Below are 25,955 nucleotides of genomic sequence, written 5' to 3' on the forward strand. Positions count from 1 at the left end.
CAACCTCAGTCCGGTACCACCAACCGGAACCCGACCCCCCGCACGGTGCGCAGGTAGCGGGGCTTCGCCGCGGACTCGCCCATTTTGCGGCGGAGCCAATACAGATGTACGTCGATGGTCTGATCCTCGCCGACCGATGGCTGCCGCCATACCTCCTCCAACAGTTCCCGGCGGGACACTACCCGGCCGGGCCGCGCCGCGAGATAGGCCAGCAGGTCGAACTCCTTGCGGGTCAGCGCCAGAGGCACCCCGTCGAGGTGTGCGCTCCGCTCGCCGACGTCGATCCGCAGCCCGCCGACGGAGTGTACGGCCGGCTCGACCGTCCGGCTCGCCCGGCCGACCCGGCGGAGCACCGTGGTGATCCGGGCGTCCAGGTGGGCGCCGGTGAACGGCTTCACCATGTAGTCGTCGGCACCGGCCCGGAGCAGCCGGACGATCGCCTGCTCGTCGTCCCGGGCGGTGGCGATGATGATCGGCACGTCGGTGATGCCGCGCAGCATCCGCAGCGCGTCGGCGCCGTCCAGATCGGGCAGCCCGAGGTCGAGTACGACCAGGTCGGGGGTTTCGGCGGCGACCCGGCGCAGCGCGTCGAGCGCCGTACCGACCGCGTGCACCGCGTGCCCGCGGTCGGCCAGGGAGCGCAGCATGGCGCCGCGTACGACATGGTCGTCTTCGACCAGGAGGACGGTGGCCACCTGATGACCGTACTGCCCATGGCAAGTCGGGTGAATCGGTGGCTGGTGCGGCGGTCCGCCCGGAATATGCCACCAGCGCGACTCCGGGCGGACCGGGCACCGTTCAGCCGGTGCCGCAGGACTGCCCGTTCAGGGTGAACGCTGTCGGCCGGGGGTTGCTGCCGGTGTGGCTGCCGGTGAAGCCGAGCCCGACCGAGGCGCCGGCGGCCAGGGTGCCGTTCCAGCTCTCGTTCGTCGCGGTGACGGCGCTGCCGGACTGCGTCCACCGGGCCGACCAGCCCTGCACCACCCGTTGCCCGCCGGCCGGGAAGCCGAAACCGAGGGTCCAGCCGGTCAGCGCGGAGGTACCGGTGTTGCGGACGGTGAGGTTCGCGGAGAATCCGCCGCCCCACTCGTCGACCGCGTACGTCACCTGGCAGGCGGCGCCGGCCGGTGGCGGGGTGCTGGGCGGCGGGGTGCTCGGCGGCTGGCTGGCGTAGCCGAGGCCGTGGCCGTACGGGAAGAGCGGCGTCTTGCCGTCGCCGTCGTTGATCGGCTGCTGGCTCGCGCTGCTCATCCAGCTCATCGGCAGCCGGCCGGTGGCCGGGCGTACCCCGAACAGCACGTCGGCCACCCCGGCGCCCTCGGTGCCGGGCAGCCAGGCGGCGAGCAGGGCACGCCAGTTCGGCAATTGGCCGGCGATGTCCAGCGGCCGGCCGGAGACCAGCACCACGATCACCGGTACCCCGGAGGCGCGCAACCGGTCCAGGGTGGCCAGGTCGGTGGCGTCCAGCCCCATCCCGCTCGGCCGGTCCCCGCGCCCCTCGGCGTACGGCGTCTCGCCGACCACCGCGATCGCCGCCCGGTAGGAGCTGTCGATGCCGGTACCGCTGGCGTTGTAGGTGACCGTGCTGGAGGAGGCGACCGCGTTCCGGATCCCCTGCAGGATGCTGGTGCCGGGGGTGATCGCCCCGCTGCCGCCCTGCCAGGAGACCGTCCAGCCGCCGCTGGCGTACCCGATGTTGTCGGCGCTCTTGCCGGCCACGAAGATCCGGTTGTTCGCGGTGGCCAGCGGCAGGATGCCGCCGTCGTTCTTCAGCAGCACCTGGGAGGCCGCCACCGCCTCCCGGGCCAGCGCCCGGTGTGCCGCGCTGCCCACCGTCGAGGTGTACGACCGGTCGGCCAGCGGCCGTTCGAAGAGGCCCAGCTCGAACTTCTTGGTCAGGATCCGCCGGTTGGCGTCGTCGATCCGGGCCTGGCCCACCCGGCCGGCCTGCACCTCGGCCCGCAGGTGGGTGATGAACTGCCGCCAGCCGGTCGGCGCCATCACCATGTCGATGCCGGCGTTCACCGCCTGCCGTACCTCGGCGGCGGTGAATCCGGTGGCGCCGTCGAGCTGGTCGATGCCGTTCCAGTCGGAGACCACGAAGCCGTCGAAGCCGAGTTCGCCCTTGAGCAGGCCGTTGATCAGGTAGTCGTGCCCGTGCAGCTTCTGCCCGTCCCAACTGCTGTACGAGATCATCACCGAGCCGACGCCCCGGCGGACCGCCTCGGCGAACGGCGGCAGGTGTACGGCCCGCAGCTCGGCCTCGGAGAGCTGGGTGTTGCCCTGGTCGGTGCCGTTCGTGGTGCCGCCGTCGCCGAGGTAGTGCTTGGCGGTGGCCAGTACCGACGCGGGGCCGGAGAGCGAGTCGCCCTGGAGACCGTCGATCACGGTGGTCATCGAGCTGACCAGGGCCGGATCCTCGCCGAACGACTCGTAGGTGCGGCCCCAGCGGTCGTTGCGGGCCACGCAGAGGCACGGGGCGAAGGTCCAGTTCACCCCGGTGCCGGCGACCTCCTCGGCGGTGGCCCGGCCGATCCGCCGGACCAGTTCGGGGTCCCGGGTGGCGCCGAGGCCGATGTTGTGCGGGAAGATCGTCGCGCCGACCACGTTGTTGTGCCCGTGCACGGCGTCCGAGCCGTAGATCATCGGGATGCCCAGCGGCGTGCCGAGGGCGCCGTTCTGGAACCGGTCGTACATGTCGGCCCAGCTCGCGGCGTTGTTCGGGGTGGGCGCGGAGCCGCCGCCGGAGAGCACCGAGCCGAGCCGGTAGGTGGTGATGTCGGCGGGGGTGACCGAGGCGCGCTCGGCCTGGGTCATCTGGCCGATCTTCTCGTCCAGGCTCATCCGGCCGAGCAGGTCGTCGACCCGGGTGGCGACCGGCAGCGCCGGGTCCTGGTAGGGCAGCGCGGCGGCGCTGGCGGCCGGCGGGGCGGGGGCGCCGACACCGATGCCGACCAGGGTCAGCAGGGCGGCGGCGAGCAGTGCGGCGGGAGGTCGGGTGGGCACGGGACGTCCTTCCGGCGGTAGGTTCCCGCACGTCCGGCGCCGCTCCCCGCCGTACGGTGACCGCAGCAATCGACGATCGTCGTTCTCGGCTCCGCCACCACCCTAAGCGGGAGCGCTCCCACCCGCAATCCCGGATGCAAGGAGGGGGCCCTTCTACAACAGAAAGCGATAAGAGGGGGCCCTTCCTTACCGGGCCGGCGGCAGTTGCAGCACCCAGCGGTACGCCTGGACCATCCCGGTGTCGAAGCCGGCCGCCGAGCCCCAGAGGAAGAGCCGGAACCGCCGGTACAGCGGCTCGCCCCAGCGCCGCACGATCTCGTCCCGGGCGTCGTCCAGCCGGCGCGCCCACTCCCGGCAGGTCAGGTAGTAGTTGTGCCGGTCGTCGACCAGGTTGAGCAGCTCGAACGGCGAATGCGCCACGTGCCGCAGGTACTGGTGCAGCAGCAGCGGGGCCGAGCCGCCCGGATAGACGTACCGCTTCATGAAGGTGGAGACGACGTGCTTGCGGCGCATCGCCAGCGCGTCAAGGTAGACCCTGCCGCCGGGCCGGAGCAGTTCGGCGTACTTGCGCAGCGTCGTGCGGTAGTCGGGCAGGTGCTCGGTGACCCCCATGTTGACGATCGCGTCGTAGCGCTCGCCGGGGGAGTAGCCGAAGATGTGCTCCCGGACCACCCGCACCGGCAGCCGCTCGCGGTCGAACAACTCGGTGAGGAAGCGCTCCGACTCCACCGACAGGGTGGTGGTGGTGACCTGCAGGCCCCGGCGGGCGGCGTGCTCGCTGAACGCGCCCCAGCCGCCGCCGACCTCCAGCACGTGGTCGCCGGGGCCGACCCCGATCGCCTCCAGCGCCAGGTCCATCTTGCGGGTCATCGCGTCTTCCAACGGCTCGTCGTCGGAGGCGAAGACCCCCTCGGTGTAGCAGCGGTGCCGGTGGTCGAGGAAGGTCAGGAAGAAGTCGGAGTCCTCGTCGTAGTGGTGCGAGATGGCCCGCCGGTCGTCCTCGCGCCGCCCGCGCAGCAGCGTCGGCAGGAACCGGCCGAGGAAGGCGATCGGATGCCGGTCGGTGAAGAACGAACGCATCCGCAGCGCCGCCGCCAGGTCGCCCTCGACGTCCAGCGACCCCTGGAGGTACGCGACGGCGACGGCGAACTGGTCGAGTGCGGCCAGCGCCTTGGCGCCCCGCTCGTCCTTGACCACGATGGTGAACTGCGGTGCTCCGGTGCCGAAGGTCCGCACCGGGCCACCGGCCGGAGCCACCGCGAAGGGTACGCCCGGCCCGGTGCCGAAGAAGGTCTGGTATCTACGCTGTAGTGCGCTCACGGCGTCGACGGCTGCCACGGCGTCAATCTAACGCCGAGGCAGCGGCGCCGGCAGGAAGAAAACGCAGGACCGATAGCATCTGGGCAAGCCGATCCCCTCGGTGACGCCCGATTCGTCCGAGATCGTAAGGAGCCACCGTGTCCCAAGCCCGTACCCCCGTCGGTGTCGACCCCGTCGTCGTCCCGGCCGGGACGACGGCGGCCGAGGCGGTGGCCGCGGCGGGTCTGCCGCACGCCGGCCCCGGGGCGATCGTGGTGGTCCGCGACCCGGGCGGCCAGCTCCGCGACCTGGACTGGGCGCCCGAGGTGGAGACCGTGGTCGAGCCGGTACGCCTGGACTCGCCGGACGGGCTCAACGTGCTGCGGCACTCGACCGCACACGTGCTGGCCCAGGCCGTCCAGGACACCTTTCCGGAGGCGAAGCTCGGGATCGGCCCGCCGATCGACAACGGCTTCTACTACGACTTCGACGTCGACCGCCCGTTCCAGCCGGAGGATCTCGACCGGCTGGAGAAGCGGATGCAGGAGATCGTCAAGTCCGGCCAGCGGTTCCGGCGGCGCCGCTTCGACAGCCTGGACGCCGCCCGCACCGAACTCGCCGACGAGCCGTTCAAGCTCGAGCTGATCGAGGTCAAGGGCGCCGGGACCGAGGGCGGCGGGACCGGGTTCGACGCCGGTGAGGTGATGGAGGTCGGCGCCGGTGACCTCACCATCTACGACAACCTGGACGCCGAGAGCGGCAAGGTCTGCTGGTCGGACCTGTGCCGGGGGCCGCACCTGCCCAGCACCCGGCTGATCGGCGCGTTCAAGCTGATGCGCTCGGCCGCCGCCTACTGGCGGGGCAACGAGCGCAACCCGCAGCTCCAGCGGGTGTACGGCACCGCCTGGCCGACCCGGGACGCGCTCAAGGCGTACCTCAAGGTGCTGGAGGAGGCGGCCCGGCGCGACCACCGCAAGCTCGGCGCCGAACTGGACCTGTTCAGCTTCCCCGACGAGATCGGCTCCGGCCTGGCGGTCTTCCACCCCAAGGGCGGGATCATCCGGCGCGAGCTGGAGGACTACTCGCGGCGGCGGCACGAGGCAGCCGGCTACGAGTTCGTGAACAGCCCGCACATCACCAAGGCGCAGCTCTTCGAGACCTCCGGCCACCTGCCGTACTACGCCGACACGATGTTCCCGCCGATGCGGTTCGAGGGCGCGGAGTATTACCTCAAGGCGATGAACTGCCCGATGCACAACCTGATCTTCCGGGCGCGCGGGCGGTCCTACCGGGAGCTGCCGCTGCGGCTCTTCGAGTTCGGCACCGTCTACCGGTACGAGAAGTCCGGCGTGGTGCACGGGCTGACCCGGGTACGCGGGCTGACCCAGGACGACTCGCACATCTACTGCACCCGGGAGCAGATGCCGGGCGAGCTGACCACGCTGCTGGCGTTCGTCCTCGACCTGCTCCGCGACTACGGCCTGGACGACTTCTACCTGGAGCTGTCGACCCGGGACGACTCGCCGAAGTTCATCGGCTCGGCCGAGGACTGGGCGGAGGCGACCGAGGCGCTGCGTACCGCCGCCGAGGCGTCCGGGCTCGACCTGGTGCCCGATCCGGGCGGCGCGGCCTTCTACGGGCCGAAGATCAGCGTGCAGGCCAAGGACGCCATCGGACGTACCTGGCAGATGTCCACCATCCAGGTCGACTTCAACCAGCCGGAGCGGTTCGGCCTCGAATACCAGGCCGCGGACGGCAGTCGGCAGCGGCCGGTGATGATCCACCGGGCACTCTTCGGCTCGATCGAGCGCTTCTTCGGGGTACTGACCGAGCACTACGCCGGGGCGTTTCCGGCCTGGCTCGCCCCGGTGCAGGTGGTCGGCATCCCGATCCGCGAGGAGCACGCCACCCACCTGCACGGGTTCGTCGCCGCGCTGCGCGCCGAGGGGATCCGCGCCGAGGTGGACACCTCGGACGACCGGATGCAGAAGAAGATCCGTACCGCCCAGCAGCAGAAGATCCCGTTCATGGCGATCGCCGGGGACGCGGACGTGGAGGCCGGCGCGGTCTCGTTCCGCTACCGGGACGGGTCGCAGCGCAACGGGGTACCGCTCGCCGACGCGGTGGCGCACGTGGTGGAGCTGGTCCGGTCCCGGGTCAACACCGGTCCGACCGCCGAACCGACCGGTGGCGAGGCCGGGTCGTAGGATCGTCGGCGTGACAGGCGCGGCGCCCCACGCGGAACTCGGCATGCCCGACGGGCTCGATCGGCTCTGGACCCCGCACCGGATGACCTACATCTCCGGTCCGGACCGGCCGGGGGAGGGGCACGAGAAGCCGGCCGGCTGCCCGTTCTGCCTCGCCCCGGAACGGGAGGGCGAGGAGAACCTCGTGGTGCACCGGGGCGAGCGGGTCTTCGTGGTGCTCAACCTCTACCCGTACAACCCCGGGCACCTGCTGGTCTGCCCGTACCGGCACGTCGCCGACTACACCGAGCTGGATGCCGGGGAGACGGCCGAGCTGGCCGACTGCACCCAGGCGGCGATGCGGGTGGTCCGGCGGGTCAGCAACGCGCACGGCTTCAACATCGGGATGAACCAGGGCGGGGTGGCCGGCGCCGGCATCGCTGCCCACCTGCACCAGCACGTGGTGCCGAGGTGGGGCGGGGACGCCAACTTCATGCCGGTGATCGCCCGGACCAAGGTGCTGCCGCAGCTGCTCGCCGACACCCGTACCCTGCTCGCCAACGCCTGGGCGACCACGGCCGGCTGAGCGACGCACTGCCGGCGACCCCTGCGGCTCCCCGTCCCGGCGTGCCTCCGCTTCTCGGCCGAGCCGACCACCGGTGCCGGAGCGGCCCGGACGGCGGCGCGAGGTCCGGTCCGGCACGGTCGGCGACGAAGCTAGGCGGCGAGGCCGTACCGGGGATGCCGGCGACCGGTACGCAGCCCGGAGCGGATCGTCCGGGCGATCTCGTACCGGCCGAGCCCGCTGCGCCGGGCGGCGTCGGCCAGCACCACGGTGATGTCGTGCTCGTCCAGCAACTCCACCGCGGCGAGCTGACCGAGGTGGTACGCCGCCCGGTAGAGCGTGGTGTTGCGGGTGCCGGTCACCGCGCCAGCGACGGTGCTGGCCTCGGCCGCGAGCGCGGCGCTGGCGTACCGGTCGGGATGCCGCAGCCGATCGGCGGTGCCCGGGCCGGGAAGTCCCGGACGGGCCGGCGGTGCCGGCGGGAAGAGCAGCGCGGTCAGCTCCGGCGGGCAGTCGGCGAGCGGCACGTCCGGCCGGCGGATCCAGCGGTAGTCCCGGCCACTGGCATGCCGGGACGGCGGGGCGACGACGTAGCCGCCGGCTCCGCGCCAGTCGACGCCGGGCAGCAGCCCGCCGCGGTTGCCGGCCCCGGTCGGGCGCAGGTAGAGATGCCAGCCGCCGGAGCCGGTCCGGACCACCGGCCCGGTGATCCGACGCTCCCGGACCACGGCAAGCAGCGCGGCGACCCCGTCCGGCGGGTCGACGTCGCAGACGTCGAACCGGTCACCGGTCCGCAGCGCCAGGTTCGCCTCCGGCCAGCGGGTCCACCACCGCCGGATCACCTCCGGTCGGGTGCTCGCGTCGTGCAGGCCGTGCCGCAGCAGGCTGCGGTGCCAGCGGGGATGCTTTCCCGGGCGGTCGCAGTCGGGCCGCCGGCAGGTGCAGCCGGTCGCGGTCGGGGAGTGCAGCGGGAGCACGGGTACGCCGGCAGCGGCGTACTCCAGGGCGGCGCGCAGCAGCGGTGTCATCCCGACCTCCTCACCGGCCGGATACCCACGCTCAGGATATTCGAACACCTGTCTGATCGACACCCTCGATCGGCTCGGGCCAGGACTCGACCCGGGGTACCGCCGGATCTCCGTGTTCCGATGACCGGCAGCCTTCCTCGACGGCGTCCAGCGGATTGTCGCGGGCCGCGCCCGGCCAACCGCGTGTGAAACCCTTACCAACATGAATGCGAACACGCGGGTGTTGGGGCGCAGCGGCATCGAGGTGAGCGCGCTCGGCCTCGGCTGCTGGGCCGTCGGGGGCGTCTGGCACCAGGGCGACCAGCCGTTCGGCTGGGGGCAGGTGGACGACGACGAGTCGATCCGGGCGATCCGGCGCGGCCTGGACCTCGGCGTCACCCTCTTCGACACCGCCGACGTCTACGGCACCGGGCACAGCGAGCGGATCCTGGCCCGCGCCCTCGCCGGGCACCGCGACGAGGTGGTGCTCGCCACCAAGTGGGGCTACACCTACGACGAGGCGACCCGGCAGATGACCGGCGCGGACGGGTCGGCCGACTACCTGCGCCGGGCGGTGGAAGCCTCACTGCGCCGGCTGGAGACCGACCGGATCGACCTCTACCAACTGCACCTCGGCGACCTGCCGGTCGGCGAGGCGGCGGAACTCCTCGGCACCCTGGAGGAACTGGTCGCCGAGGGCCGGATCCGGTCGTACGGCTGGAGCACCGACCTGCCCGACCGGGCCGCCTCCTGGGGCGCCGACGGCCCGCACTGCACCGCCGTGCAGCACTCCTTCTCGGTGCTACAGGACTCGCCGGAGGTGCTCGCCGTCTGCGAGCGCCACGACCTGGCCAGCGTCAACCGGGGGCCGCTGGCGATGGGGCTGCTCTCCGGCAAGTTCACCGAGTCGTCCACGCTGGCCGCCGACGACGTACGCGGAGTCGCCCCGGCCTGGCTGGACTGGTTCCGGGACGGGCGGCCCGCCCCGGAGTTCCTGGCCCAGGTGGCCGCCGTCCGGGACGTGCTCACCGCCGACGGCCGTACCCTCGCCCAGGGCGCGCTCGGCTGGCTCTGGGCGCGCAGCGACCGTACGGTGCCGATCCCCGGCTTCCGGACCGTCGCCCAGGTGGAGGAGAACGTCGGCGCGCTGGCGCACGGCCCCCTCCCGGCCGACCAGCTCGCCGAAGTCGAGCGCCTGCTTGCAAGGAAGGGCCCCCGCTACGACAGAAAACGATAAGCGGGGGCCCTTCCTTGCACGTCAGCGGCTGGCGTGCTCCTTGCGGATCTGGTCGGCCAGGTGCGCCGGCATCGGCTCGTAACGGGCGAAGGAGCGCCGGAAGGTGCCGCCACCCGCGGTCATCGAGCGCAGCTCGACGGCGTACCGGATCAGCTCGGTCGCCGGCACCTCGGCCCGGACCAGCGTGTGCTCGGTGCCGGCCGGGTCCGGCTCGGTGCCGAGCACCCGGCCGCGCCGCCCGGACATGTCGCTCATCACCGCGCCGACGCATCCGTCCGGCACCCGGACCACCACCTCGTCGACCGGTTCCAGGAGCGTGACCTGCCCTTTCTCCGCCGCGTCCCGCAGCGCCAGCGAGCCGGCGGTCTGGAACGCGGCGTCGGACGAGTCGACGCTGTGCGCCTTGCCGTCCACCAGGGTCACCCGCAGGTCCACCACCGGATAGCCGGCGACGATGCCCCGGCCCATCTGGGTGCGTACACCCTTCTCCACCGACGGGATGTAGTTGTGCGGCACCGCGCCGCCGACCACCCGGTCGGTGAACTCGAACCCCGCACCCCGGGGCAGCGGCTCCACCTCGATGTCGCAGACCGCGTACTGGCCGTGGCCGCCGGACTGCTTCACGTGCCGCCCGTGCCCCTTCGAGGCCACCGCGAAGGTTTCGCGCAGCGCCACCCGGACCGGCTCGGTCTCCAGGTCCACCCCGCCGCCACGGAGCCGGTCGAGCACCACCTCGGCGTGCGCCTCGCCCATGCACCAGAGCACCAGCTGGTGCGTCTCCGGGTTGCGTTCCAGCCGCATCGTCGGGTCTCCGGCGACCAGCCGGGCCAGGTTCTTGGCCAGCGCGTCCTCGTCGGCCCGGCTCTTCGCGACGATCGCCACCGGCAGCAGCGGCTCGGGCATCTCCCAGGGCTCGATCAGCAGCGGGTGCTCCTTGGCCGAGATGGTGTCGCCGGTCTCCGCCGTACCCGACTTGGTGATCGCGCAGATGTCACCGGCCACGCAGTACGGCACCTCGCGCAGCGCGGCGCCGAGCGGGGAGTAGATGTGCGAGATCCGCTCGTCGGCGTCGTGGTCGGGATGGCCGCGCTCGGCCATGCCGTGCCCGGAGACGTGCACCACCTGGTCGGGGCGGAGCGTGCCGGAGAAGACCCGGACCAGGGAGACCCGGCCGACGTGCCGGTCGATGGTGGTCTTGACCACCTCGGCCACCAGCGGGCCGTCCGGGTCGCAGTGCAGCGGCGGCTGCGGCGAGCCGTCGACGCCGGTGACGGTGGGCAGGTCGTGCTCCAGCGGGGTGGGGAACGCCGAGGTCAGCAGCTCCAGCAGGACGTCGATGCCGAGCCCGGTCTCGGCGCAGACCGGCACCACCGGATAGAAGTGTCCCCGGGCGACGGCCTTCTCCAGGTCGTCTACCAGGACCTCCACCTCGATCTCCTCGCCGCCGAGGTAGCGGTCCAGCAGCGTCTCGTCCTCGCTCTCCGCGATGATCCCCTCGATCAGCTCGTTGCGGGCGTCGCCGATCGCCGGCAGGTGTTCGGGATCCGGGTCGCGGACCGCCGCCGGCAGCCCGGCGGAGTAGTCGAAGACCCGGCGGGTGATCAGGCCCATCAGGCCGACCACGTCGACACCCTCGTCGTCGAGCATCGGCAGGTAGAGCGGGAGTACGTTGTCGCCGAAGACCCGCTGGCAGAGCGCCACCGTCTCGTCGAGGTCGGCCCGCTGGTGGTCCAGCCGGGTGACCGCGACCGCGCGGGGCATCCCGACGGCGGCACACTCCTGCCAGAGCGCGGCGGTCGCCCCGTCCATCCCGTCCACCGCCGAGACGACGAAGAGCGCCGCGTCCGCCGCGCGCAGTCCGGCCCGGAGTTCCCCGACGAAGTCCGCGTAGCCGGGGGTGTCCAACAGGTTGACCTTGATGCCGTCGTGTTGCAGCGGTGCGCAGGCCAGGCTGATCGAGCGCTGCTGGCGTACCGCCGCCGGGTCGTGGTCGCACACCGTGGTGCCCTCGGTCACCGCACCGGGCCGCGAGATCGTGCCGGTCGCCGCCAACAGGGCGTCGACCAGGGTCGTCTTCCCGGCACCGGAGTGGCCGACGAGCACCACGTTGCGAACCCTGCCGGGCTCGTCCACCACCGGCGCCGGGCCGGTGACCCCTTTCTCCTGACTCTTCTGCGCCATCGGGCGCACCTCCCTAAGCCGGTGGTTGGTGGCGACCGCCGCGTACGACGGGGGAGCTGCCCTGGCGACTCCGCGGCGATATCCTCGGGTGGCCTGCCGTGCTGCCGGAGACGTGCCGGGTGACAGGTGAGCGACGTCACGTCCCCTGCACCGATCTCACACCCGTACAAGTCGTGACACAAGCCTGCGGGGCGAAGTAGGCGCCACCGGGCGTACCGTCGCCGTTCGCGGCCCGTTATGGTGGGACGGCCATGGCGAAGATCTTCCAGGTGTCGGCCCGGGCCGGCATGACCCGAGTCGTCGAACCGATCGCCCGGACCCTGCTGCGGGTCGGGGTGACGCCCAACGCCGTCACCGTGACCGGCACGCTCGGGGTGGTGGTCGGATCGATCGTCCTCGGCGCCCGGGGTTACCTGGTCGCCGGAGCGCTGGTGGTGACCTTCTTCGCCCTCACCGACCTGCTCGACGGCACGATGGCCCGGATGCGGGGCGGATCGAGCCGGTTCGGCGCGTTCCTCGACTCGAGCATGGACCGGGTCTCCGACGGCGCGGTCTTCGGCGCCGTCGCGTACTGGCTCGCCACCCAGGACGACCACGTCGGGGTCGCCGCCGCGCTGATCTGCCTGGTCGCGGGTGGCCTCGTCTCGTACGTCAAGGCGCGTGCCGAGGGGCTCGGGATGACCTGCAACGTCGGCATCGCCGAGCGGACCGAGCGGCTGTTGATCGTCGGGGTCGGCGGGCTGCTCACCGGCCTCGGGCTGGACTGGGCGCTGGTCGTCGCGCTCTGGCTGCTCGCCGCGGTCTCGGTCTTCACCGTCGGGCAGCGGATGACGCACGTCTGGCGGCAGGCGCAGCGCGCCGAGTTGGGCGTGGACGCGTGACACTGCCGCGAGCCAGCCGGTGACCCCGATCGAGTTCGGCTACCTGGCCGGCTGGCGGGCCGTACGCGCACTGCCCCGGCCGGCGGCCGCGGCGCTGTTCCGGGCCGCCGCCGACCAGGCGTACCGCAGGCGTGGCCCGGGGACCCGCCGGCTCGCCGCCAACCTGCGCCGGGTGGTCGGTCCCGAACTGCCGCCGGACGCCCTCGAAGAGCTTGTCCGCCGGGGCATGCGCTCGTACGCCCGCTACTGGCTCGACGTGTTCCGGCTGCCGTCACGCAGCCGGGAGCAGATCCGCGACGACTTCCGGCTCGACGGCGAGGAACTGCTCGCCGCCGACATGGCCGCCGGCCGGGGCGTCGTGGTGGCGCTGCCGCACTCCGGCAACTGGGACGCCGCCGGTGCCTGGGTGGCCGCGAAGGGCTGGCCGATCGCCACCGTCATGGAACGACTCAAGCCGGAGGGCGTCTACGAGCGTTTCCTCGACTTCCGGCGCCGGCTCGGCATGGAGATCCTGCCGACCCACGGCGGCCCCCGGGCCCCCTTCGACGTGCTGGCCGAGCGGGTCGCCGCCGGTTACCTGGTGCCGCTGCTCGCCGACCGGGACCTGTCGGCGCGCGGCGTCGAGGTGCGGTTCTTCGGCGGCCGGGCGCGGATGCCGGCCGGACCGGCGCTGCTGGCCGTCCGGACCGGCGCGCCGCTCTACGTGGCGGCGCTCTGGTACGACCCGGCCGGTCCCCGGGGCCGGCTGGTCGGGCCGCTGGCGGTGCCGTCGCCGGACGCCGGCCCGCTGGACCAGCGGGTCCGGGTGCTGACCCAGCAGATCGCCGACCACCTGGCCGAGGGCATCGCGGCGCGCCCGGAGGACTGGCACATGCTGCAACGGGTCTGGGTCGACGAGCCCGGCCGGACCGTCGGGGTGGCCGATCCGGCCGGGATGGTGGCGCCGGAGACACCTGGCACCCCGTCGATCTCCGAGCCGGCCTGAAGGGGGAGGCGCAGTGCGGATCGGCATCGTGTGTCCGTACTCCTTCGACGTCCCCGGCGGGGTGCAGAACCACGTACTCGACCTCGCCGAGGCGCTGATCGGGCTCGGCCACGAGGTGAGCGTGCTGGCGCCGGCGGACGAGGACTCGCCGCTGCCGCCGTACGTGGTGTCGGCCGGCCGGTCGGTGCCGCTGCCGTACAACGGGTCGGTCGCCCGGATCACCTTCGGGCCGGTCTCCACCGCCCGGGTCCGGCGCTGGCTGGCCCGGGGCAACTTCGACGTGCTGCACGTGCACGAGCCGTTCACGCTCAGCCTCTCGCTGCTCGCCGTGCTCTCCGCCCGGGGGCCGGTGGTGGCCACCTTCCACACCGCGATGACCCGCTCCCGGGCGCTCGCCGCCGCGCAGGGAGTGTTGCAGTTCGCCGTGGAGCGGATCACCGCCCGGATCGCGGTGAGCGCGCTGGCCCGCAAGGTCCAGGTCGAGCATCTCGGCGGCGGGGCGGTGGAGATCCCCAACGGGGTGGCGGTGGCGAAGTTCGCCGACGCCGAACCGCTGCCCGGGTGGCCTGGCCGGTGCGACCGGGGCGAGGGCGGCACGCTGGGTTTCCTCGGTCGGTTCACCGAGCCCCGCAAGGGCTTCGGGGTGCTCCGGGAGGCGTTCGTCGGGCTCGCCGCGCAACGTCCGGGGCTGCGGCTGCTGGTCGCCGGCCCGGGCGACGAGGCGGAGCTGCACGAGGGCGTACCGGAGGAGTTGCGGGACCGGATCACCTTCCTCGGCCGGGTCTCCGAACCGGATAAGGCGCGCATGCTGCGCAGTGTGCACCTCTACGTCGCGCCGAACATCGGGGGCGAGTCCTTCGGCATGATCCTGACCGAGGCGATGGCCGCCGGGGCGACGGTGGTGGCCAGCGACCTGGACGCCTTCCGTCGGGTGTTGGACGGTGGCCGGGCCGGGGAACTCTTTCCCACCGGGGAGCCGGCGGCGCTGCGGCGTACCCTGGCCAGCCTGCTCGACGACCCGGTGCGCCGTACGGAGCTGTCGACCTGTGCCCGGGAGGTGGTCGCGACCTTCGACTGGCCGACGGTGGCCCGCCGGGTCCTGGAGGTGTACGCCACCGCGATCGAGGCAACCGACGGTCGGGTGCTGGACCAGGAGTGGATCGGGCCGGCCTGAGCGGGTTCGGTCGGTCTGGCCCGCTTGCGACACTGCCGGGGCCGCTCGGCGGGATCGTCCCGCGAGGTGCCGGTGACGTGCCAGGAGACGGAAGTGGGGGCCGCACTACGATGCCGGGCATGTGGTGGGTGGTGGGCGGCGTCGCGGCGGTCGTCCTGGTGACGGCGTACCTGATCTGGATCGCGGCCCGGGTCGACCGGATGCACGTCCGGGTACGCTCGGCGACCCGCGCCCTCGACGCGCACCTGCTGCGCCGGGCGGCGGCCGCCGCGGTGCTGGCCGAGGAGCGGTACGCGGTGGAGCTGTACGCGGCGTCCCGGATCGCGCTGGACGCCGAGGGCGACGAGCGGGAGGCAGCCGAGAACGACCTGACCCGGCAGCTGCGGTCCAGTCCGCTGGATCCGGAGGAGCCGGCCTCGGCGGCGGTGATCGGCGCCAGCCGGCGGCTCGCGCTGGCCCGTCAGGTGCACACCGACCTGGTACGCGACGCGCTCTCCCTGCGGCGCCGCCCGGTCGTACGCCTGTTCCGGATGGCACGCAAGCACGAGCGGCCGCGGTACTTCGACATCGACGACCCGACTGTGAGCACCCGTCCGGAGCTGTCGGTCGGCTGACCGGCAACCGCGCGGCCACCGGGCGTGAGCCGGGCCACAGTGCAGGCCACCCGGGGTCTGATTGGCTGTCGGTCCGGCGTTGTACCGCGCGTAGCATCGAGTGCGATCCCACCCCCGAAAACACTGCCGAGGAGCGAAAACGCCGTGTCCGAATCCACCGCCCAGTCCGGTTCCGACCAGTCGACCGCGGCCGGAGAGCAGACCGTCAGCGCCACCGCAGTGGTCGGCACCGCGCGGGTCAAGCGGGGTATGGCCGAGATGCTCAAGGGTGGCGTGATCATGGACGTGGTCACGCCCGAGCAGGCGAAGATCGCCGAGGATGCCGGCGCGGTCGCGGTGATGGCGCTGGAGCGGGTACCTGCCGACATCCGGGCCCAGGGCGGCGTCTCCCGGATGAGCGACCCGGACATGATCGACGGCATCATCAACGCGGTCTCGATCCCGGTGATGGCCAAGGCCCGGATCGGGCACTTCGTCGAGGCGCAGGTGCTCCAGGCGCTGGGCGTGGACTACGTCGACGAGTCCGAGGTGCTGACCCCGGCCGACTACGCCAACCACATCGACAAGTGGGCCTTCACCGTGCCGTTCGTCTGCGGTGCCACCAACCTGGGCGAGGCGCTGCGTCGGATCACCGAGGGCGCGGCGATGATCCGCTCCAAGGGCGAGGCCGGTACGGGTGACGTCTCGAACGCCACCACCCACATGCGCAAGATCCGTGACGAGATCCGCCGCCTCGGTTCGCTGCCCACCGACGAGCTGTACGTCGCCGCCAAGGAGTTGCAGGCGCCGTACGACCTGGTCCGGGAGGTGGCCGAGACCGGGAAGCTGCCGGTGGTGCTCTTCACCGCGGGCGGCATCGCCACCCCGGCCGACGCGGCGATGATGATGCAGCTCGGCGCGGAGGGGGTCTTCGTCGGCTCCGGGATCTTCAAGTCCGGCAACCCGGCGCAGCGCGCGGCCGCGATCGTCAAGGCCACCACCTTCTACGACGACCCGGACGTGCTGGCCAAGGTGTCGCGCGGGCTCGGCGAGGCGATGGTCGGGATCAACGTGGACGACATCCCGGTGCCGCACCGGCTGGCCGACCGCGGCTGGTGAGGTGAGATGAGCGCACCCGTGATCGGGGTGCTCGGGGTGCAGGGTGACGTCCGCGAGCATCTCGCCGCCCTGACCAGCGCGGGCGCGCAGGCCTGTCTGGTACGCCGGCCGGCGGAACTGGACGCGGTCGACGGCCTGGTCATCCCGGGCGGGGAGTCCACCACGATCAGCAAGCTGGTCGACATCTTCGAGCTGCGCGAACCAGTCGACAAGCGGATCGCCGCGGGCATGCCGGTCTACGGCTCCTGCGCTGGGATGATCATGCTGGCTGCCGAGGTGCTCGATGGCCGGCCGGACCAGCGCGGCTTCGACGGCATCGCGATGACGGTACGGCGCAACGCCTTCGGTCGGCAGGTCGACTCGTTCGAGGCGCCGGTGGAGATCTCCGGCATCGACGGTGGACCGCTGCACGCGGTCTTCATCAGGGCGCCCTGGGTCGAGCGGGTCGGCCCCGGTGTAGAGGTCCTGGGCACGGTTGCCAGCGGCCCGGCGGCCGGCACGGTTGCCAGCAGCCCGGCGGCCGGCCGGATCGTGGCGGTACGACAGGGCAACCTGCTGGCCACCTCGTTCCACCCGGAACTCACCGGCGACGCCCGGCTGCACCGCTACTTCGTCGACCTGGTCAGCAGCGCGACCTGAGCCGCGCGCTCTCCGCGGCAGCCTCAGCCGGCCACCGAGCGCAGCCGACCCGGACGCCGGCCCAGCAGGCGGTCCAGGGCCTCCGCACCGGCGGCGTCGGCCGGCAGCTGTACCACCAGTCGCTGCTGGTCTTCGCTGAGTTCCAACGTCTCGTACGCGAGCCGCACCGGCCCGACCTCCGGATGCCGTAACCAGCGCACGCCGCTGGACGTGGCGGTGACCGGACGGCGCCGCCAGCGCGAGGTGAACGGTGTCCCCACCGTACGGCCGAGGCGCTCGGCGAACTCGTCGGTGGCCGGGTCGCCCTGGCGCAGCCGGTGCAACTCGGCGACCTGCTGGTCGGCCAACCGCGCCCAGTCGGGGAAGTGCTCCCGGGCGCGTTCGTCGGTGAAGACGTACCACACCAGGTTGGGCCGGTCGCCGTCGAGCAGCCCGAGCGGGCGGGACACCCGGTCGAACAGACCGTTCCAGGCAAGCAGTTCGCCGATCCGGTTCACCAGGTACGCCGGCCGGTCCCGTAGCGCGTCCAGGAGCAGCCGAACCTCCGGGCGGACGGTACGCGACACCGACGGGCGACGTCCCGGGCACAGTTGTCTGTGGTGGTTGACCGCCGCGAGCTGCCGCAGGTGTTGCCGGTCGTCCTGGTCGAGCCGGAGCGCGTCTGCCAGCGCGGCGAGGATCTCCGGCGAGGGCCTGCTGTCGCGGCCCTGTTCGAGCCGGGTCAGGTATTCCACGCTGACCTGCGCGAGCGTCGCGAGTTCGGCCCGACGCAGCCCTGGCGTACGGCGTCGGATGCCGGCAGGCAGTCCGACCTGTTCCGGCCGCACCGCCTCTCGCCGGCTGCGGAGGAACGCGCCCAGTTCTCCGTTCATCACCGGTCCAGTCTGCCGGTGTCGCGGGTCGGAAGGGTGTCCCTGCCAGGGCTACCCTCGCGCCGGTCTCCCGGCGGCGGGGGATCGCCGATGGGATCGGGTCATGGACAGTACGGAACGCAGAGAACTCCCGGACAGTACGGAGCGGACCGGACCTCGCGTCATCGGCGTGGTCGTCGGAAGCAGCCGGCCGGGCCGGCGAGGACCGGCGGTGGCCCGGTGGGTGGTCGAGGTGGCGGCCGGGCACCCGGCGGTACGGGCCGATGTGGCGGCCGTCGAACTGATCGATCTCGCGGAGCAGCGGCTGCCGCTACTCGACGAGCCGGTACCGGCCAGGTTCGGTGACTACCGGCACGACCACACCCGCCGCTGGTCGGCGGTGGTGGCCGGCTGCGACGCCTTCGTCTTCGTCACCCCGGAGTACAACCATTCGATTCCCGCGGTGCTGAAGAACGGGATCGACTATCTGGATGCGGAGTGGCGGGGCAAACCCGCCGGCCTGCTCAGCTACGGCGTGAGCGGCGGCGGGCAGGCGGCTGGACATCTGCGGGACATCCTCACCGAGGTGGGGATGGTGGTCGTGCCGACCCATGTCGGGTTGGGCCTCTTCACCGACTTCGACTGGTCCGGCGAGGACGCGTCCGACCCGACCGCCGCGGGGCGGATCGCGCCGGGCGAGGATCGGGCGGTGGCGGTCACCGCGCTGCTCACCGAACTCCTCGACACGGCCCGGGCCCCGGTCCCGGCGTCGTGAGCAGGCGGACGATCCTGGTCACGTACCCGGCCCGCTGAGGTCGTTCCGGCGCCCCGGACCGACCCGGAACAGCGCTGCGAGCAGCGGGTCGTCTCGGAGTTCACCGTGCTGGGTCGTACGGCCGGGGCCGATCCTCTGTTTGTTATGTGTCGATCTGTACCATTTCCTGGCCGTCGACGTGCGGCGGGTGACGGCCGCCCGCCGCACGTCGGTAGGATTGTCGAGATTCGGCAGGGCCATCTGGCCGCCACGGCTTCCAGCGGAGTTGACCGGCACCACCGTGTGCGTCGGGGTGCGGAGCGAGGCGTGCGCGGTGCGGTCGAAGCAGGCGGCGGCTAGCAACGGAGGTAACAGATGTCCGGCCACTCAAAGTGGGCGACGACGAAGCACAAGAAGGCGGTCATCGACGCCAAGCGCGGCAAGATGTTCGCCAAGCTGATCAAGAACGTCGAGGTCGCCGCGCGTACCGGTGGTGGTGACCCGGCCGGCAACCCGACCCTCTTCGACGCCATCCAGAAGGCGAAGAAGAACTCGGTGCCGAACGACAACATCGACCGCGCCGTCAAGCGCGGCTCCGGCCTGGAGGCCGGCGGCGCCGACTGGCAGACGGTGATGTACGAGGGGTACGCCCCCGGCGGTGTCGCGCTGCTGATCGAGTGCCTGACCGACAACCGCAACCGTGCCGCGACCGAGGTACGCACCGCGCTGACCCGCAACGGTGGTTCGCTGGCGGACGCGGGCTCGGTGTCGTACATGTTCTCCCGCAAGGGCGTCGTGATCGTGCCGAAGGCGGGACTCTCCGAGGACGACGTGCTGCTCGCCGTACTCGACGCCGGGGCCGAGGAGGTCAACGACCTGGACGAGGCGTTCGAGGTGGTCTCCGAGCCCGGTGACCTGATCGCGGTACGGACCGCGTTGCAGGACGCCGGGATCGACTACGAGTCGGCCGAGTCCTCCCTGGTGCCGAGCGTGACCGTGCCACTCGACGCCGACGGCGCCCGCAAGGTCTTCAAGCTGATCGACGCGCTGGAGGACTCCGACGACGTGCAGAACGTCTACGGCAACTTCGACGTCTCCGACGAGGTCATGGCAGCGGTCGGCTGAGCCGGCGCCGCACGGTGACCATCGAAGGAGTGGTACGCGAGTTCGACGCCGACCGGGGCTGGGGGGTGCTCGACGCCGCCGAGACCCCCGGCGGCTGCTGGGTGCACTTCTCCGCCATCGCGGCCCCCGGTTACCGTGCTCTGACGGCGGGGCAGCGGGTCTTCTTCCGGGCCGAGGCGCCCGGGCAGGACGGTTACCCGTACCGGGCCACGAAGGTCTGGAGGGACGGACCGGTGGAGCCGCCGGACCGGGTGCCGGACGGGAACCCGCCGGAGGCGTACCGCAGCACGATGACGATCGTCTACGACGACGACCCGTCCGTCGGGGTCGCCGAGGCCGGTTGACGCCGGTCAGGTCGGCGCCGGGCCACGCGGCCGGTCAGCGTTCGGTGTCGCGGTCGAGCACCGGTTTGACGTCCAGGATCGGCGTACCGTCCAGGGCCTCCAGGTCGCGTACCCGGATCCGGAGGTCGTCGATCTCCAGCAGGTGCACCCGGTGCAGGCCGATCGGGTTCGGCCGGTCGGGGGAGCGGGTGCTGAAGACACCGGTCGGCGGCCGGGTCAGCTCACCCCGGGGATGCACCACCAGCACGTCCCGATCGGACCGGTCGAACCAGGTCAGCAGGATGACGTCGGCGCCGGGTCGGAGGTCGCGCAGCCCGTCGCGTACCGCCGAATCGAAGACCAGCCACGCCTCGGGCGCCCCCTCGTCGCCCTGCCGGGGTGCCGAGGCCCGGTCGACCAGCGGAGACTCGACCCGCCCGATCGGAGCCAGGGCGAGCGGGGCCAGGTCGGTCGGCCTCCGGCCGGTCCCGGCGGTCGGTGCGTTGCCGGGAACATCGCTCACGCCTCGCTCCTCCCCGTGCGGTCGGCCGAGCCTACCGCCAGCTGACGTGTAAGGAAGGGCCCCTTCTTATACAAAAAGCGATAAGAAGGGGCCCTTCCTTACACGGTCCCCGCGGTGGGTGCGGGTTCCAGCGGTTGTTCAGTGCCTGTCCAGTCGTGGGCGGCAGGCTTGCCTTCGGATTCAGTCGAAGGGGGCCGGTGGTGGGGAAGTCTCGCCCGGATGGGCTGAGCGCGGTGATGCTGGCGGCCGGCCTGGCCCTGGCCGGCACGCTGGTCGCCGGCCCCACCGCCACCGCCGCCGGGACGCTGGACGGGGCGGCCCGGAACCTGGATCAGATGGTGAAGCCGCCGTCGACGTTGATCGTCGCTCCGGTGACGTACGAACTGTCGGCGCTGGCCACCCAGGCGATCGTCGCCGCGATCTCGGCCGGTGCGGCGTACCGCCCGACGGCGGTGAGGCCGCGGATGGTCTCCGCCATCGGGCTGTCGGCGGGGTTCGAGTCGGTGTCGGTCGGCCCGGGGTTGACCAGGTTGACGGTGATGCCCAGGGGGCCGAGGTCCCGGCCGAGTCCCTTGGTCAGCCCGGTCAACGCGGTCTTGCTCATCGAGTAGAGCGCGAAGCCCGGGAACGGCGCCCGTTCGGCCATGTTGCTGCCGATCGTGATGATCCGTCCACCGTCGACCATGTGCCGGGCTGCCGCCTGGGCGGCGACGAACGGGGCCCGGACGTTCACCGCCACGGTCCGCTCGAACTCGGCGAGCCCCAACTCCTGCACCGGCCCGACCAGGAACGCCCCGGCGTTGTTGACCAGTACGTCGAGCCGGCCGAACTCGCCGGCCGCCCGGTCGATTGCCGAGACGACCGCCGCCGGGTCGGCGCTGTCGGCCTGGATCGCCAGCCCGCGCCGCCCGATCGCCTTGATCCGGTCCACTACCGCGTGGGCCGCTTCGGCATCCCGCTGGTAGGTCAGCGCCACGTCGGCACCCTCCTGGGCCAGCCGGACCGCCACCGCCGCGCCGATGCCCCGGCTGCCTCCGGTGACAACCGCGACCTTTTCCTCTAGAACGCGGCTCTTCGCCGCGATGATCTCGCTCATGCCAACCATCCTGATCAGCGGGCGGGCCGTCGTCTGGCGGCGATCGGACGCCTCGTTCGAGGACGGTCACGCCTCGTTCGAGGGTCGTCCAAGCCGAGGGGTGAGCCGGCTCACATTACGATACGGAACGGTTCCGTTTCGGTTCATGGCTGGTTATCGTCAGTGCGGTCAAGAAACTTCCCCGCCGCCGGAATCCGGCGAAGTGGGGTCTCGGGGGGACAAAACACCGCATGGAGTTAACGGAAAACACCGGGCACCCGAGGCGCTGGGCGATTCTCGGCGTGCTCGTGGTCAGCCTGCTGGTGATCGTGCTGGACAACACGGTCCTGAACGTCGCACTGCGCACCCTGGCCGACCCGGTGCACGGCCTCGGCGCGAGCCAGGGCGAACTGGAATGGTCGATCAACTCGTACACCCTGGTCTTCGCCGGGCTGCTCTTCACCTTCGGCGTGCTCGGCGACCGGTACGGGCGCAAGTGGTTCCTGATGGTCGGGCTCGCCGTCTTCGGCCTGGCCTCGCTGCTGTCGGCGTACGCGCATAGCCCCGGTCAACTGATCGGCGCCCGCGCACTGATGGGCTTCGGGGCCGCCGCCGTGATGCCGGTGACCCTGTCGATCATCTCCAACGTCTTCGACCCCCGGGAGCGCGGTCGCGCCATCGGGGTCTGGGCCGGCGCGATCGGCCTCGGTGTGGCGATCGGCCCGGTGCTGGGCGGTCTGCTGCTGGAGAACTACTGGTGGGGCTCGGTCTTCCTGATCAACGTGCCGGTGGTGCTGATCGGGCTGGTCGCGGTCGCGCTGCTGGTGCCGGACTCGCGCGACCCGAAGCCGGGCCGGATCGACGTGGTCGGCGTACTGCTCTCGGTGATCGGTCTGGTCGCGCTCTCGTACGGGATCATCGACGGTGGCGAGCACGGCTTCGGTCGGCCGCTCATCTGGGTGTCGATCGTCGGCGGGCTGGCCGTACTGGCCGCCTTCGTGGCCTGGGAGCGCCGGGTCGAGTTCCCGTCGCTGGACGTACGGCTGTTCCGGGTACCCCGGTTCGCCGCACCGGTCGCGGTGATCGGCCTGGTCTTCTTCGCCGCGATGGGCGTGATGTTCTTCAGCGCCTTCTACCTCCAGCTCGTCCGCGGCTACAGCCCGCTGGAGACCGGCCTGCTGATGCTGCCGTTCGCCGCCGCCCAACTGGTCTTCGCCCCGCGCAGTGCCACCATGGTCAAGCGGTACGGCGGCAAAGCAGTCGCGGTGACCGGGCTGGCGCTGACCTCGGCGGCGCTGGTGGCGTTCGCCTTCGCCACCGCGACCACGCCGATCTGGATCATCGGGTTGATCTTCTTCGTCCAGGGTGTCGGGATGGCCAACATCATGCCACCGGCGACCGAGTCGATCATGTCGGCGCTGCCCCGCGAGAAGGCCGGGGTGGGCTCGGCGGTCAGCAACACCGTCCGCCAGGTGGCCGGCGCGCTCGGCGTCGCGGTACTCGGCTCGGTGCTCTCCGGGGTCTACCGGGACCAGATCGAGCCGGCGGCCCGCGCGCTGCCGGCACCGGTCCGGGACGCCGCGTCCGAGTCGGTCTCCGGGGCGTACGCGGTGGCGGAGCGGCTCGGTGGCCCGGCCGGCTCGGCGGTGACCAGCGCCGCCAACGACGCCTTCGTCTCGGCCATGCACTGGGCGAGCGGGCTCTCGGCGGTGGTCGCCGCCCTCGGCATCCTGGTGGTGCTCCGCTGGCTGCCCGGCCGCACCGCCGAGGAGCAGGTGCTGCCGCCGGAGCCGGTGGGTGATCCCGAACTGGTCGCCGCCTGAGCGACAGGGGACAATGGTTAACGTGACCGAAACGATGGATGCTCCGCGGGCGCCAGGACGCCCGCGGAGCATCCGCGCGGACGAGGCGATCCTGGAGGCCGCCCTCGACCTGCTCGCCGAGGGCAGCAGCATCGAGACGCTCTCGATCGAGGCGATCGCCACCCGGGCCGGCGTGGGCAAGGCGACCATCTACCGGCGCTGGTCCGGCAAGGAGGCGCTGCTCCAGGACGCCCTGCGCCGGCTGAAGCCGCCACCGCCGCCACCGCCCGGCCGGTCCGTACGTGAGGACCTGATCGCGCTGGTCGGCAACACCGGACACAACCCGGACCCCAGGATGCGGCAGATCATGCCCTGCCTGATGCCCACGATCACCCGCAGCCCGGAGCAGTACCGGCTCTACCAGGAGCTGGTCGAGCCCCGGCGGCGGATGATCCGCGAGGTGCTGCGCCGGGGGATCGACCTCGGCGAGCTGCGGGCGGACCTCGACGTCGAGCTGACCCTCTCGCTGCTCACCGCCCCGCTGCTGATGCAGCGGTTGCTCCGCGCCCAGCCCGACCTCGACGAGCGGGACCTGCCGGCCCGGGTCGTCGACGCGGTGATCGCCGGCATCGCCGCCCGCTGACCCGCCGCCGCGCCGCGCCGGGGCGACACGCCCTCAGGTCAGGTCGGTGCCGCCGCCTGCCCCGTTCCGGTCGGCCGCCGCACGCAGCCGGTGCAGGCGGAGGGCGAGCTGCACCTCCAGCGCCCGCTCCGGCTTCTGCCACTGCGGCCCGAGAAGTTGCCCCACCCGGTCCAGCCGCTGGGTCACCGTGTTGACGTGCACGTGCAGCAACTCGGCCGCCCGGGCCAGGCTGCCACCGACCCCGAAGTACGCCTCCAGCGTCTTCACCAGCGCGGTGCCCCGGCGGGCGTCGTAGTCGACCACCGGGCCGACGGTGTCGACCAGAAACCGGGCCACCTCCCGGTCGCCGCCGGACCCGACCGCGCCGAGCAGCAGCCCGACGAAGCCGAGTTCGGCGCTGCTGGCACCCTCGCCGCCCCGACCCAGCGCACGCAGCGCCGTCAGGCAGCGGTCCGCCTCCCGGGCCGCGCCGGCCAGCGACGCCGGGCCGGTCGCCGGCCCGCCCGCCCCGGCGGTGACCGGCCGGCCCAGCGCCCGGGACAGGTCCCGGACCACGGTCCGGGCCGCCGAACCGGCGTCACCGCCCGGCAGCATCAGCACCGCCCGGCCGTCCCGGGCCGCCGCCAGCCCACCCTGGGCCGAGGCGTACGTGCTGGCCCAGGAGGTGACCCGCTGCCGTACCGAGGTACTGCCGGCCATCGCGTCGTCGCCGACCGCGACGAGTACGTGCGGCGCGTCCAGGTCCACGCCGAGCCGGCGGGCCCGGCCGCGCAGCGCGGCGGCGTCGAGTACCGGCCGGGCGATCAGATCGTCGAGCAGTTCGCCCCGGACCCGTCCCTCCGCCTCGGCGACGCTCTGCCGAAAGAGCAGCAGCAGCGCGGTGACCAGCGCCGCCCGCTCCAGGATCCGCTGGTCGGCGTCGACCAACTCCTCCTCGGGGCGGGAGACCAGGGCGCCGAGGTTCTCCGTACCGGCGACCACGGCGGCGTACCAGAGGTCGCCCCGGCGCACGCTGCGCCCCTCGGTACGCGACGCCACCACCGCCTCGTCCAGCGCCGCCCGCTCCGGCTCGTCGATCTCGCCGACCCGGGCCAGCGTCCGGCCCTCGGCGTCCAGCGCCAGCAGCGCACCGCCGAGCACCTCGGTCACCGCCGCCGCCACGTCCTCCACCCCGCCGCCGCGCAGCACCAGCGAGGTCATCCGGTCGTGCGCGGCGGCGGCCCGCTCCACCGACGCGCTGTGCGCCTGGATCGTCGAGTTGGCCGCCGAGAGTTCCGCCAGCGCGGCCCGGGTCTCGGCGAGCAGCCGCGCCGTGTCGATCGCGACCGCCGCGTGCGCGGCCAGTGAGAGCAGCAGCGACACCTCCTCCCGGGCGAACGGCCGGGCCGACCGGTTGGCGGCGTAGAGCACCCCGATCACCCGGGAGCCGAGCCGCAGCGGCACCCCGAGGATGGCGACCAGCCCTTCCTCGCCGACCCCGGCGTCGATCTCGCCGGTGTGGTGGAACCTCGCGTCCTCCGGGTAGTTCGCGGTCGCGTACGGGCTGCCGGTCTGGGCCACCAGCCCGCCCAGTCCGGCCCCCATCGGCAGCCGCAGCGCCTGGAACCGGGCCGAGATCGAGCCGTCGGTGACCCGCATGTACGTGTCGCCCAGGTCGTCGTCGACCAGCGTCATGTACGCCACGTCGGTGCCGAGCAGGTGCCGGGCCCGGTGCACGATCGCCCGCAGTACGTCGTCCGAGTCGCGCAGCCCGGCCAGGTCGCTGGCGGTGTCGTACAGGCCGGAGAGTTCCGCCTCGCGGCGCCGCCGCCGTTCCAGCAGGGCGCGTACCCGCAGCGCCACCACCTTGGCCGCCTCCAGCTCGGCGAGCCGGTCGGCGGGTACCCCGGCCGCCCTGGCAGCCACCAGCGGCCCCTCGAACTCGACCGGAGCGGCCTCCCGGGCCAGCAGCTCCAGGAACTCGATCGGCGTGGACACGGGGTCCATT

22 protein-coding genes and 1 pseudogene are annotated in these 25,955 nt (G+C 72.5%); 14 read left to right on the forward strand and 9 right to left on the reverse strand.

What is annotated here, in order from left to right; genetic code table 11:
* Positions 1-5: 5 nt before the first annotated feature.
* From V1634_RS25095 to V1634_RS25105, 3 genes are all read right to left on the reverse strand, one after another.
* Positions 6-695 carry a response regulator transcription factor gene (locus V1634_RS25095; protein WP_101366818.1) on the reverse strand — a complete coding sequence of 230 codons (690 nt, stop codon included), beginning with the start codon at positions 693-695 and terminating at the stop codon, positions 6-8.
* A gap of 103 nt (positions 696-798) precedes the next feature.
* On the reverse strand, positions 799-3,006 hold the full coding sequence (locus V1634_RS25100; RefSeq protein ID WP_331210342.1) for a glycoside hydrolase family 3 N-terminal domain-containing protein: 2,208 nt from the start codon (positions 3,004-3,006) through the stop codon (positions 799-801).
* A 186-nt stretch (positions 3,007-3,192) separates the two neighbouring features.
* Positions 3,193-4,344 (reverse strand): class I SAM-dependent methyltransferase, encoded by a 1,152-nt coding sequence (locus V1634_RS25105; RefSeq protein WP_331210343.1) that lies wholly within the window; start codon positions 4,342-4,344, stop codon positions 3,193-3,195.
* A 119-nt stretch (positions 4,345-4,463) separates the two neighbouring features.
* On the opposite strand from V1634_RS25105, the gene thrS reads away from it, so the two are divergent.
* Together thrS and V1634_RS25115 are read left to right on the forward strand one after the other, a co-directional pair.
* A complete protein-coding gene (gene thrS, locus V1634_RS25110) occupies positions 4,464-6,512 on the forward strand; it encodes a threonine--tRNA ligase (protein WP_331210344.1) in 2,049 nt (682 codons plus the stop codon).
* Positions 6,513-6,555: 43 nt separating this feature from the next.
* Entirely contained in the window at positions 6,556-7,077 is a 522-nt protein-coding gene (locus V1634_RS25115) for an HIT family protein (RefSeq protein WP_331210371.1), read from the forward strand.
* Positions 7,078-7,208: 131 nt separating this feature from the next.
* On the opposite strand, the gene V1634_RS25120 is transcribed toward V1634_RS25115, so the two are convergent.
* Positions 7,209-8,084, reverse strand: a complete 876-nt coding sequence (locus tag V1634_RS25120; protein ID WP_331210345.1) for a bifunctional DNA primase/polymerase — start codon at positions 8,082-8,084, stop codon at positions 7,209-7,211.
* Between the two features lie 202 nt (positions 8,085-8,286).
* Between V1634_RS25120 and V1634_RS25125 the strand changes: the two genes are divergently transcribed.
* Positions 8,287-9,300: an aldo/keto reductase gene (locus V1634_RS25125; protein ID WP_331210346.1), complete on the forward strand. Its 1,014-nt coding sequence runs from the start codon at positions 8,287-8,289 to the stop codon at positions 9,298-9,300.
* Positions 9,301-9,321: 21 nt separating this feature from the next.
* Here the strand turns inward: V1634_RS25125 and V1634_RS25130 are convergent, their stop codons facing one another.
* Positions 9,322-11,481, reverse strand: coding sequence for an elongation factor G-like protein EF-G2 (locus V1634_RS25130; protein WP_331210347.1), 2,160 nt, complete (start codon positions 11,479-11,481; stop codon positions 9,322-9,324).
* 251 nt (positions 11,482-11,732) lie between these two features.
* Here V1634_RS25130 and pgsA point away from each other — a divergent pair, with 251 nt between their 5' ends.
* From pgsA to pdxT, 6 genes and pseudogenes are all read left to right on the forward strand, one after another.
* On the forward strand, positions 11,733-12,362 hold the full coding sequence (gene pgsA, locus V1634_RS25135; protein WP_331210348.1) for a phosphatidylinositol phosphate synthase: 630 nt from the start codon (positions 11,733-11,735) through the stop codon (positions 12,360-12,362).
* 10 nt (positions 12,363-12,372) lie between these two features.
* A pseudogene (locus V1634_RS25140) lies at positions 12,373-13,347 on the forward strand (phosphatidylinositol mannoside acyltransferase); the annotation flags it as partial.
* 13 nt (positions 13,348-13,360) lie between these two features.
* Entirely contained in the window at positions 13,361-14,521 is a 1,161-nt protein-coding gene (locus V1634_RS25145; protein WP_331210349.1) for a glycosyltransferase family 4 protein, read from the forward strand.
* 110 nt (positions 14,522-14,631) lie between these two features.
* Complete coding sequence (locus tag V1634_RS25150; RefSeq protein ID WP_331210350.1) at positions 14,632-15,135, forward strand: hypothetical protein; 504 nt, start codon at positions 14,632-14,634, stop codon at positions 15,133-15,135.
* Positions 15,136-15,354: 219 nt separating this feature from the next.
* A complete protein-coding gene (gene pdxS, locus V1634_RS25155; protein WP_331210372.1) occupies positions 15,355-16,233 on the forward strand; it encodes a pyridoxal 5'-phosphate synthase lyase subunit PdxS in 879 nt (292 codons plus the stop codon).
* 6 nt (positions 16,234-16,239) lie between these two features.
* The gene (pdxT, locus tag V1634_RS25160; protein ID WP_331210351.1) at positions 16,240-16,872 is read left to right on the forward strand and encodes a pyridoxal 5'-phosphate synthase glutaminase subunit PdxT; all 633 of its coding nucleotides are present in this window, start codon (positions 16,240-16,242) and stop codon (positions 16,870-16,872) included.
* Between the two features lie 23 nt (positions 16,873-16,895).
* Here pdxT and V1634_RS25165 read toward each other — a convergent pair whose 3' ends face one another.
* Positions 16,896-17,744 (reverse strand): helix-turn-helix transcriptional regulator, encoded by an 849-nt coding sequence (locus V1634_RS25165; protein WP_331210373.1) that lies wholly within the window; start codon positions 17,742-17,744, stop codon positions 16,896-16,898.
* A gap of 103 nt (positions 17,745-17,847) precedes the next feature.
* On the opposite strand from V1634_RS25165, the gene V1634_RS25170 reads away from it, so the two are divergent.
* The 3 genes from V1634_RS25170 to V1634_RS25180 all read left to right on the forward strand — a co-directional run bounded on the left by V1634_RS25170 (position 17,848) and on the right by V1634_RS25180 (position 19,946).
* Complete coding sequence (locus V1634_RS25170) at positions 17,848-18,498, forward strand: NADPH-dependent FMN reductase (RefSeq protein WP_331210352.1); 651 nt, start codon at positions 17,848-17,850, stop codon at positions 18,496-18,498.
* 354 nt (positions 18,499-18,852) lie between these two features.
* Positions 18,853-19,602, forward strand: a complete 750-nt coding sequence (locus V1634_RS25175; protein ID WP_331210353.1) for a YebC/PmpR family DNA-binding transcriptional regulator — start codon at positions 18,853-18,855, stop codon at positions 19,600-19,602.
* 14 nt (positions 19,603-19,616) lie between these two features.
* On the forward strand, positions 19,617-19,946 hold the full coding sequence (locus V1634_RS25180; RefSeq protein ID WP_331210354.1) for a cold-shock protein: 330 nt from the start codon (positions 19,617-19,619) through the stop codon (positions 19,944-19,946).
* Between the two features lie 34 nt (positions 19,947-19,980).
* Here the strand turns inward: V1634_RS25180 and tsaA are convergent, their stop codons facing one another.
* Together tsaA and V1634_RS25190 are read right to left on the reverse strand one after the other, a co-directional pair.
* Positions 19,981-20,448, reverse strand: coding sequence for a tRNA (N6-threonylcarbamoyladenosine(37)-N6)-methyltransferase TrmO (gene tsaA / locus V1634_RS25185; protein WP_331210355.1), 468 nt, complete (start codon positions 20,446-20,448; stop codon positions 19,981-19,983).
* A gap of 331 nt (positions 20,449-20,779) precedes the next feature.
* Positions 20,780-21,544, reverse strand: a complete 765-nt coding sequence (locus tag V1634_RS25190; RefSeq protein WP_331210356.1) for an SDR family NAD(P)-dependent oxidoreductase — start codon at positions 21,542-21,544, stop codon at positions 20,780-20,782.
* Positions 21,545-21,774: 230 nt separating this feature from the next.
* Between V1634_RS25190 and V1634_RS25195 the strand changes: the two genes are divergently transcribed.
* Together V1634_RS25195 and V1634_RS25200 are read left to right on the forward strand one after the other, a co-directional pair.
* Positions 21,775-23,346 (forward strand): MFS transporter, encoded by a 1,572-nt coding sequence (locus tag V1634_RS25195; protein ID WP_331210357.1) that lies wholly within the window; start codon positions 21,775-21,777, stop codon positions 23,344-23,346.
* Between the two features lie 13 nt (positions 23,347-23,359).
* Positions 23,360-23,968, forward strand: a complete 609-nt coding sequence (locus V1634_RS25200) for a TetR/AcrR family transcriptional regulator (RefSeq protein ID WP_331210358.1) — start codon at positions 23,360-23,362, stop codon at positions 23,966-23,968.
* Positions 23,969-24,001: 33 nt separating this feature from the next.
* Here V1634_RS25200 and V1634_RS25205 read toward each other — a convergent pair whose 3' ends face one another.
* A complete protein-coding gene (locus V1634_RS25205; protein ID WP_331210359.1) occupies positions 24,002-25,954 on the reverse strand; it encodes a helix-turn-helix domain-containing protein in 1,953 nt (650 codons plus the stop codon).
* Position 25,955 lies beyond the last annotated feature (1 nt).

Origin of the sequence: Plantactinospora veratri, from assembly GCF_036421995.1 — a bacterium.
GTDB lineage: Bacteria > Actinomycetota > Actinomycetes > Mycobacteriales > Micromonosporaceae > Plantactinospora > Plantactinospora veratri.